General features: G+C 65.3%; 11 protein-coding genes, 1 tRNA gene and 1 pseudogene. 12 read left to right on the forward strand and 1 reads right to left on the reverse strand.

Features of this window, described 5'->3' with window-relative positions; all coding sequences use genetic code 11:
- The first annotated feature begins 27 nt into the window (after positions 1-27).
- The 9 genes from metK to KQ310_RS10590 all read left to right on the forward strand — a co-directional run bounded on the left by metK (position 28) and on the right by KQ310_RS10590 (position 6,512).
- Positions 28-1,299, forward strand: a complete 1,272-nt coding sequence (metK, locus tag KQ310_RS10550; RefSeq protein ID WP_259721709.1) for a methionine adenosyltransferase — start codon at positions 28-30, stop codon at positions 1,297-1,299.
- Between the two features lie 90 nt (positions 1,300-1,389).
- Positions 1,390-2,673: an FGGY-family carbohydrate kinase gene (locus KQ310_RS10555; RefSeq protein ID WP_259721710.1), complete on the forward strand. Its 1,284-nt coding sequence runs from the start codon at positions 1,390-1,392 to the stop codon at positions 2,671-2,673.
- Positions 2,674-2,860: 187 nt separating this feature from the next.
- The gene (locus tag KQ310_RS10560; protein ID WP_259721711.1) at positions 2,861-3,142 is read left to right on the forward strand and encodes a DUF2470 domain-containing protein; all 282 of its coding nucleotides are present in this window, start codon (positions 2,861-2,863) and stop codon (positions 3,140-3,142) included.
- Between the two features lie 5 nt (positions 3,143-3,147).
- Positions 3,148-3,942: a ComF family protein gene (locus KQ310_RS10565; protein ID WP_259721712.1), complete on the forward strand. Its 795-nt coding sequence runs from the start codon at positions 3,148-3,150 to the stop codon at positions 3,940-3,942.
- Between the two features lie 8 nt (positions 3,943-3,950).
- A tRNA-Phe gene (locus KQ310_RS10570) sits at positions 3,951-4,023 on the forward strand.
- Between the two features lie 337 nt (positions 4,024-4,360).
- Positions 4,361-4,672: a hypothetical protein gene (locus KQ310_RS10575; RefSeq protein WP_259721713.1), complete on the forward strand. Its 312-nt coding sequence runs from the start codon at positions 4,361-4,363 to the stop codon at positions 4,670-4,672.
- A 69-nt stretch (positions 4,673-4,741) separates the two neighbouring features.
- Complete coding sequence (locus tag KQ310_RS10580; RefSeq protein ID WP_259721714.1) at positions 4,742-4,963, forward strand: hypothetical protein; 222 nt, start codon at positions 4,742-4,744, stop codon at positions 4,961-4,963.
- 11 nt (positions 4,964-4,974) lie between these two features.
- The gene (locus KQ310_RS10585) at positions 4,975-5,577 is read left to right on the forward strand and encodes a chromophore lyase CpcT/CpeT (RefSeq protein WP_259721715.1); all 603 of its coding nucleotides are present in this window, start codon (positions 4,975-4,977) and stop codon (positions 5,575-5,577) included.
- Positions 5,578-5,735: 158 nt separating this feature from the next.
- The gene (locus tag KQ310_RS10590; RefSeq protein ID WP_259721716.1) at positions 5,736-6,512 is read left to right on the forward strand and encodes a phycobilisome rod-core linker polypeptide; all 777 of its coding nucleotides are present in this window, start codon (positions 5,736-5,738) and stop codon (positions 6,510-6,512) included.
- 5 nt (positions 6,513-6,517) lie between these two features.
- Here the strand turns inward: KQ310_RS10590 and KQ310_RS10595 are convergent, their stop codons facing one another.
- Entirely contained in the window at positions 6,518-6,994 is a 477-nt protein-coding gene (locus KQ310_RS10595; RefSeq protein ID WP_259721717.1) for a hypothetical protein, read from the reverse strand.
- Positions 6,995-7,264: 270 nt separating this feature from the next.
- Between KQ310_RS10595 and KQ310_RS10600 the strand changes: the two genes are divergently transcribed.
- From KQ310_RS10600 to KQ310_RS10610, 3 genes and pseudogenes are all read left to right on the forward strand, one after another.
- Positions 7,265-8,110 (forward strand): phycobilisome linker polypeptide, encoded by an 846-nt coding sequence (locus KQ310_RS10600; protein ID WP_259721718.1) that lies wholly within the window; start codon positions 7,265-7,267, stop codon positions 8,108-8,110.
- 34 nt (positions 8,111-8,144) lie between these two features.
- Positions 8,145-8,402 (forward strand): phycobilisome linker polypeptide, encoded by a 258-nt coding sequence (locus KQ310_RS10605; RefSeq protein ID WP_259721719.1) that lies wholly within the window; start codon positions 8,145-8,147, stop codon positions 8,400-8,402.
- Positions 8,403-8,819: 417 nt separating this feature from the next.
- Positions 8,820-8,959: pseudogene (locus KQ310_RS10610) on the forward strand (phycocyanin subunit beta); the annotation flags it as partial.

Raw genomic sequence — 8,959 nt, forward strand, 5'->3', positions numbered from 1 at the left:
CTCACCTGATCCATCAGCCAGCGTGGGATGAGCCGTTACGTGTTTACCTCTGAATCGGTAACCGAGGGGCATCCCGACAAGATCTGCGATCAGGTGAGCGATGCGGTGCTCGACGCGTTACTGGCCCAGGACCCCGCCTCACGGGTGGCCTGCGAAACGGTGGTGAACACCGGCCTCTGCCTGATCACCGGTGAAGTGACCACCACCGCCCGGGTGGACTTCAACACCCTGGTCCGCGGTGTGATCCAGGAGATCGGCTACGAGGGCGCCCGCGCCGGTGGCTTCGATGCCAACAGCTGCGCCGTGCTGGTGGCGCTCGATCAGCAGTCGCCCGATATTGCCCAGGGCGTGAACGAAGCCGATGACCACGACGGCGACCCCCTCGATCTGGTGGGTGCCGGCGATCAGGGCATCATGTTCGGCTACGCCTGCGACGAAACCCCGGAGCTGATGCCGCTGCCGATCAGCCTGGCCCACCGGCTGGCCAGGCGCCTGGCGGAGGTCCGTCACGATGGCACCATCGGCTACCTGCTGCCCGACGGCAAAACCCAGGTCAGCGTGGTGTATGAAAACAATCAGCCGGTGGCCATCGACACCGTACTGATCTCCACCCAGCACACCGCCGAGATCGACGGCATCAGCGAGGAGAACGCCCTGCGCGAGCGCATTGCCGCTGATCTCTGGGATCACGTGGTGCTTCCCGCCACAGCCGGCCTGGCACTCCAGCCCCGCAAGGAAGCGACTGACGACGGTCCAGCCACCCGCTTCCTGGTCAATCCCACCGGCAAGTTCGTGGTGGGCGGCCCCCAGGGCGATGCCGGCCTCACCGGCCGCAAGATCATCGTCGACACCTACGGCGGCTATGCCCGCCACGGCGGTGGCGCCTTCTCCGGCAAGGACCCCACCAAGGTGGATCGATCCGCTGCTTATGCGGCCCGCTACGTGGCCAAAGCCCTGGTGGCCGCCGGTCTGGCGAAGAAGGTGGAAGTGCAGCTCAGCTACGCCATCGGCGTGGCCCGGCCCGTGAGCATCCTGGTGGAGAGCTTCGGCACCGGCCGCATCAGCGACGAGAACCTCACGGCCCTCGTGCAGGAGCACTTCGATCTGCGCCCCGGCGCCATCATCGAAACCTTCAAATTGCGGGAACTGCCCGCTCAGCGGGGCGGCCGCTTCTACCAGGATGTGGCCGCCTACGGCCACTTCGGCCGCACGGATCTCAACCTTCCCTGGGAAGACGTGGCCGAAATTGCCACAACGATCCAGCAGGCCACCCAGGATCTGGTGGCGGCGGCCGCCTGATCCAGGGTTCAGCGGTCGTCAGCTCGGCACCCTTCCATCGTTACCCCAGGCCCAGGCAGCGATCCAGGCTCACTGGACTGGTCACTTGGCGTGGACCTGGGCAGCAGCGGCCTACGGCTTGCCCTGATCGATGGAGCCGGCCAGCGACAGGCCGACGAATCCTGCGCCTACCCCGCTCCGTTCCCAGATCCCGGCGGCTGGCGGAGCGGACTGATCGCGCTGGTGGATCGGCTGCCCCGACGGTGGCGCCAGCGGATCGGCGCCATCGCGGTGGACGGGACCTCCGGCACGTTGCTGCTGTGCCATCCCAACGGTGAACCACCTGCAGGGCAACTGGGCCAAGCGTTGCCGTACCACCAGGCCTGTCCAGACAAGGCTGCCGAATCTGCCGCCCTGGCCGCGGATTGCGCCGCCGCCGCCAGTCCCAGCGGCAGCCTGGCCCGGGCCCTGCACCTGCTGGATCAAGCGTCAGCAGAGGGCTACGGGCCTGCGGATCTGTGGCTGCGTCATCAGGCCGACTGGCTGATGGGCTGGCTGCTGAACGACTGGCGCTGGGGCGAGGAAGGCAACAACCTCCGCCTCGGCTGGCTCTTGCCAGACTCGGCAACAGGAGAAGGGCAGTGGGCCGGAGCGATCTGCCAGCAGGCCTGGAGCCCTGCCCTGCCTCAGATCCGGCCCAGTGGCACCTGTCTGGGGCCCCTGGCGCCGACCTCGGCGATAGCCCTCGATCTGCCCGCCAGCTGCCTCGTGATCGCCGGCAGCACCGACAGCAACGCCGGGGTGCTCGCCGCCGACCCAGCCCCGGACGACGGCATCACGGTGCTGGGCACCACCTTGGTCTTGAAACAGTTCAGTGCCGTGCCGGTCCGGGCCCCTGGGGTGAGCTGCCACCGCCTGGGGGGACGTTGGTTGGTGGGGGGAGCCTCCAATGCGGGCGCGGGCATCCTGCGCCGCTTCTTCGACGACGCCACGATCGCGGCCCTCAGCCGGCAGATCGACCCAGGGCGGCCCAACGGCCTCGACCTGCTGCCCCTGCCCGGGACGGGCGAACGGTTTCCGGTGGACGATCCGGACCTCAGGCCTCGGCTCGATCCCCGCCCCGTGAGTGATGCGCTCTACCTGCAGGCCCTGCTGGAGGGGCTCACGGCGATTGAGCAGGAAGGCTGGCAACGGCTGGAAACCCTCGGCCTGCCTCCGGTGCGGCGGGTGATCACGTTGGGGGGAGGAGCCCGCAATCCGCAGTGGCGCAGCCTGCGCCAACAACGACTGGGCCGCACCGTGCTGAACCGTCCGGCGCTGTCGGCCGCCCTCGGGATGGCGCGCCTGGCCCGGCAGGGTCTGAGACTGGGCCCCTACCCCACCCATTCCCCATGAACGACCGTCTGCGCACCGTGATCTCGATGGCCCTGTTTGTGGTGCTGGCGGGATACGTGGGCTTCAGCGCCATCCGCCTGGGCCTGCTGCTCTGGCAGCGATTCGGTGCCGCCTGAAGGAGAGGGGTGCAGGACAGGGGTTCGGCGCGAACGCCAGAATCAGGCCGACCCCATCCGCCCGTTGCCCCATGGCCGCCGACCCCCTCACCACCGCCGTGAGCGATCGGATCTGCAAGCACATGAACGAAGACCATGCCGAAGCGGTGCTGTCCTATGCCCGGCACTACGCCGGCATCAGCGGGGCGGCCGAGGCTCGCATGCTGGCGGTGAACCCCGAAGCGATGCGGCTGGAGGTGGACGGAGCCAGCGTGGAGGTGGCCTTTGATCACCAGCTCAGCGACAGCGAGGATGCCCATCGCACCCTGGTGGCCATGCTGCGGGCGCTGCCGAAGCAGGACGCCAACGCCTGAACCGTGTGGGTCCGCGTTGGGGAATCCTTCCGCCAGTTCGCCTGCCGCCGGCAGCTGCCGTTCTGGTCGCCTTCCATCTTCCCTCCCCCCAGCTGTCGCCGCCCGATCCAATCCAACGGGCGCTCAATCTGATCAGCCGGCCCTGTTGTCCCCTCTGCCGCCGTGCCCGGGCCAGCACCGATGGGAGCCGCAGCGAACAGCACCACTGGCCCTGTGCCCCCTGCCAGGAGCGCCTGGACCTGCGGTTTCCCTGCCTGCACGAGAGTGCTCCACTGCCCTGGTGGGCGGTGGGCAGCTACGAAGGCCCGCTGCGCCAGTTGCTGCTGAGCCTGCGCAAGCACGCCGATGGCGCCACCAGCCGCGACGCCATCGCCGGCCTGTTGCAGCAGATGAGCCTGGGCCTGCCGCTCTGGAAGCAGCCGCCGCTGCTGGTCGCCATTCCCAGCTGGAAACGGCGCGGCAATCCGCTACCGGCAATGATCTGCGACGAACTGCAGCGGTTGCTCGGCTGCCGCAGCCGAGCACTCCTGGAGCGCAGCCGACCCACCCTGGGGCAACACCACCTGGGCCGGGCTCTGCGGCTGGCCAACCAGGCGGGTGCCTTCCGCTGCAGCCAGGCCAGACCGGTGCAGTCGGGGCCGCGCCAGCCGGTGCTGTTGATCGACGACATCCTCACCACAGGCGCAACCGCCTGCGCCGCCGCCGCCGCCCTGGAGGAGAGTGGCTGGCGCGTCGCCGGCCTGCTCTGCCTGGCCCGAACGCCGGCGCTGGGTGGTGATCTAAGATCTGCGGGTCGCTGATGCGACGGGCCGGGATAGCTCAGTTGGTAGAGCAGGCGACTGAAAATCGCCGTGTCCCCAGTTCAAATCTGGGTCCTGGCATCACAATTTTAATCGATCCTGATCACTTGCGATCCGAAGGGTTGATGATCCCCAGCCAGGCACAGAGGGCTTCCTTCACCTCGGATCACCCCTGGATCGGGAGCCATTGGACCTCAGCGCCACGGCTTTAGCCTGATTCGACCCATTGACCAGTGGAACGCGACACCCACACCGCCTCTCCTGCTCCAGGGAGGCCTCTGGGACGCACCTCCAGCACACCTTTCACAGCACGACAGACTTGCCCATGACGCCAGCTCGGGGTCTTCGCAGCCTGGGGGCCTACCGGCCAGCAGCGCCGGCCCGCCTTCACCTGATGCCGCAGAGGCAGGGCTGAACCATGGGAAGTCCGATCGATAAGGAGACCTTCCTGGCGCGGGCACGAACCCGCTTCGGCCAGCGCTACGACTATTGCGATATCGTGTACAAGAGCTATAAGACACCGATCAAGATCCGCTGCAGCCTGCATCCGGTGAAGTTGATCACGATCACGCCGGAAAAGCACCTGCAGACCACCGGGGGCTGCAAGTTCTGCCTGCGCGACAGCCGCATTCAGATGCTGGAGAGGGAGCTGCGCCGCGACCCCGCCGATCGCCCCCAGGCCCTGGAGCAACCCAAAGCCTCCCGCCAGGTCCCGCAGGCAGGCAGCTGACCCAGGCTCACCAACGCCTGAGCACCCGCCAGGTCCACGGGCAGAATGGGAAGGTTGCTGCCGAGGCCGATGCCCGTACCGCCACTGGCTTCTGATCGGTTGTATGACAACGCCGACAGCTTCGCCCAGAGCTTCGATGCCGCCTGGAAGGCCCTGGGCAACAGCCCCGAGGACACCAACCACAGGATTGAGCTGGTGCTTGACCAGCTCCGCGACCACCCCTTCATGCTCAGCCGTCCGGCCATGGCCCGCCAGGTGGCTGACTTTCGCATTCGCCTGCTGGGTTTGTAAGGTCTGAGGTCATGAGCAGCTCTCTCGGTCGACTGGTGGGCATGCTGAGCGCCGGCTTCAGCAATCAGGCCCAGGCGTTCGATAACCCCCCCCTCTACGCCCACATCCTGGTCCACTTCCGCCCCCTGCCGCAGCTGGCCCCGGGGTCGCTGCTGCTGGAGCAGTCGTACGCCATTGCACCGGCAGTCCCGTACCGGATCCGGGTGCTGCAGGCTGAGGAGCGGCAGGGAAACCTGATCATCCGCAACCAGGCCCTGCGGGACGAACGTCGCTTCTGGGGTGCCATCGACGACGCCGAGCGACGCGAGCAGATTGTCGCCGACGATCTGCTGCCCCTGGAAGGTTGCAATTACGTGGTTCGCGAACAGGGCGAAGGATTCGTGGGCGAGGTGGAGCCGGGTTGCCGCTGCCTGGTGGAACGCAAGGGCAGTACCGCCTACCTGGTCAGCAGCTTTGACATCGACAGTCGCGGCATGCGCACCATTGACCGTGGCCATGACCCCAGCACCCACGAACAGCTGTGGGGATCGCTGGCGGGCCCGTTTGAATTCAGCCGCACCCACGACTACAGCGCCGAGATTCCCGCATCCTGGGGCGACACCTTCCGAACCTGAACAACGCGGGGCCCTATCCTGCCAGCCCTGGCCAAGGTTCACGAAACAAAGAAGAGCGACATCAATCTTGAAGTCGTGAAGCGATGTAATAAGCCGCGCCGAACGGACCCATTTCTGCCAGAAGCCCCATACCGTTCAGCACGTTATTCTCACCAGGCATGGCACTGCCCCTTCTCAGCACCAACCCCACCGCGATCAACGCGAGAGTCCAGGGATTCACCACAGGAAGTGAGCAGGATGCCGGACGACTGGCGCAGCGACTGCCCAGTGAAACCGCCGCTCGTAGCCGGGACGAAGTCGATGCTCTGATTGAGCGGGCCTATCAGCAGATCTTCTTTCATGCCTTCCGGGTCGACCGCGAAGCGGTGCTGGAATCCCAGCTGCGGAACGGCTTGATCAGCACGCGCGACTTCATTCGCGGCCTTCTGTTGTCGCAGAGGTTCCGGGATGGCTTCTACCGCTGCAACAGCAACTATCGCGTGGTGGAGCAGATGGTGGGCCGCGTTCTGGGCCGGCCGGTGCATGGCCAGCAGGAACAGATTGCCCTCTCGATTCTGATCGCTGAGCAGGGTCTTCCAGGCCTGATCGACACCCTGTTGGATTCGCAGGAATACCTCGAGGCCTTCGGTCTCGATGAGGTTCCCTATCAGCGCAACCGGGTGCTGCCAGGACGTGCCATCGGCGCGCTTCCCTTCAACCAGCAGGCACCGCGTTACGACCAGTACTGGCGCGACGCCACGAACCGCCGGGCTCCAGCCGGCGGACTGGGCTCGGGAGCACGGTTTTCCGGCGAAATCACCTCGCCGTCCTGGAAGGGCGGCAAGCCTCCGGAATGGGCCCAGCGGCTCTGGCTGGGCCTGGCCGCCGTGGGTGCTCTGGAAGTGGGCCGGGTGCTGCTGACCACCGCCGGAGCCATGCTGAGCACCGGTCCCTGAACGGATCAGGCCGTTTGCTGCGCCAGTGGAACCTCGTCATCCATGAAGGCCTGTTCCTCCTCCTGCGGGAACGGATCAGACGGGAAGGGATCAGGCGTGATCATCACCACCTGATCACCGCTGGCAGCTTCTGGCCTGGCAGTTTCTGGCTTGGCGGCTGACGGGCTGGACATCGCGGCAGGAACCACTTGCAGCCTGGCGGGGGGTGCGGCCTTGGATCGCGCCTCTCCGCCGCCCAGCAGGATTTCCAACCGCTCCAGCCGATCTTCGGTCTCCAGCAGGCGCAGCTCCGTCTCCTCGGCCTGATGGGCCGCCGCCGCGCTCTCAGCCTGCAGCCGCTCCAGGCTGCGGGCTTCCTGTGCTTTCAGCCGCTCTTCCAGATCCAGAAGGCGATAGGTGAGCGTCTCAGCGACCTGCGACAGGGATTGAAGCTGCTCAGCAAGTCGCAGGGCGGGATCGGCAGCCTCGGGAGCCGTTGCCATCACGAGGAGTTCGGAGATGTGGGCGGATGGTATCGGCCCTGCCCAGGCTGGCCAGAGGGGATGGGCCCCAGGCACAGGGCAGCCAGAACGGGCGAAACATTTGTAACGATTCTGAAAGCCAGACCGGTGAGAGAAACCGCCCCCATAGGATCCGGCTGAAGCCTCTTGGTCAGAACCACCAGCGGCTCCCCACGCCACCGGACGTCTGCCGATGACGTCCGCGGCACCGTCTTCTGCCTGTCCGCTTCCGCCCCCCGGCCCCTCACGCCCATGACTCTCGCCAACGCTGCCTACCTGGGCATCGAGCGTTTCTCCAATGCAAAGAACAAGGAGAACTGGACGAACGGAACGGAGGTGGATAAGTCCACCCTGATCCGGGCCGTCTACCAGCAGGTGCTGGGCAACCAGTACATCATGCAAAGCGAGCGCCTTGAGGGTCCCGAATCCCTGTTCCGGCGCGGCTATCTGAGCGTGCGTGAGTTCGTGCGTCAGGTGGCCAAAAGTGGCTTGTACCGCCAGAAGTTCTTCGAGAACTGCAACGCCTATCGCTTCATCGAGCTGAATTTCAAGCACCTGCTCGGTCGCGCTCCCCAGAACAAAGCAGAGATGCTGGAGCACTTCACCATTCTCCAAGAGCAGGGTTTCGACGCCGAGATTGACTCTTACATCGACAGCGCCGAATACCAGAACCGCTTTGGCGAGGAGATGGTTCCTTACCTGCATGGCTGGAACTACTCCATTGGCCAGCAGGGCCTGCAGTTTTCCTACATGCTTCAGCTCAGCCGCGGCGCTGCGGCCTCGGTCAAGGGGGACATCCTCAAGAATCAATCCCGCCTCAACCCCGCCGTTCATTCCGAAGCTGCCCTACCGGTGGTGAGCCCCAACGCCAAGGGCTCCGTGTTCCGCAAGGTGCTGTCCGATGGCGTGACCCGCATGGGCGTAGGCGCGGCCGAGGAAGGGCGCACCTTCCGGGTGGAGATCACCGGCTTCAGCAACTACCGCCTGCACAAGCGCAGCAATCGCGTGCGCTTCATTCCCTTCGCAAAACTGCTGGCGTACCAGCAGCAGATCCACCGTGAAGGCGGTCGTGTCGCCAGCATCACCCCGGTGAACTGACCTCTTCTTCCATTCCCTTGCTGTTTGAACCACCATGAAAGTTTCCGCAGGTTCCCGGGGCACGAGCTTCAGTAGCGGCCGTCAGGTCACCATCCAGGTGACTGGGCTTGCTCACAATGATTTCGTGCGCAGCGCTGATTGCGTCATGCAGGTGCCTTACACCCGCATGAATGAGACCCTTCAGATGGTTAACCGCATGGGCGGAAAGGTGACGAGCGTGTCAGTGAATGGCGGCGACCTGCCCGGCGCCGGCGGAGCTGCGCCCCGCAAGAAAACCAAAGACAAAGGCTGAATCCTCCGCAGTGCTGCAATCCGATCGGTGCCCTGCACTGCCCGGCCCCAAGGCCCCCTGACGGGGGCCTTTTTGCTGCGCGGATCTGCCCCATCCCCACCGATCCCCACCGAAGCGCCCGCCCCATGGCGGAACACAACGTTCAAGCTGATACAAAGAGCGCCCGGCGCTGCTGTCCATCCTGAACCGATTGATCCAGATCCCTGGGCAGAGCGGTTGCACCGCAAGGGATCTGCGCAGTGGTGACCGTTTGTAAATCACTCCTCATCCTGGTGGGGTCAGGGTCCAACAATGGTCAGGTCTTGTTGACAGGGGTTCGCCACAAGCGGCTCCGATCAGCCGACCAGAGTGCGTGGAATCACGCCTCGACCATTCACTATCCCGACACTGAACGTCGAGAACAGGAGCTTTAACTAAATGTTCGACGCCTTCACCAAGGTTGTTGCGCAGGCTGATGCCCGCGGCGAATTCCTGAACGCTGGTCAGATCGACGCCCTCGCGGCGATGGTTGCTGACAGCAACAAGCGCATGGATTCCGTCAACCGGATCACCTCCAA

Origin of the sequence: Synechococcus sp. CS-1328 (genome assembly GCF_025128095.1) — a bacterium.
In the GTDB taxonomy this organism is placed as follows: domain Bacteria; phylum Cyanobacteriota; class Cyanobacteriia; order PCC-6307; family Cyanobiaceae; genus CBW1002.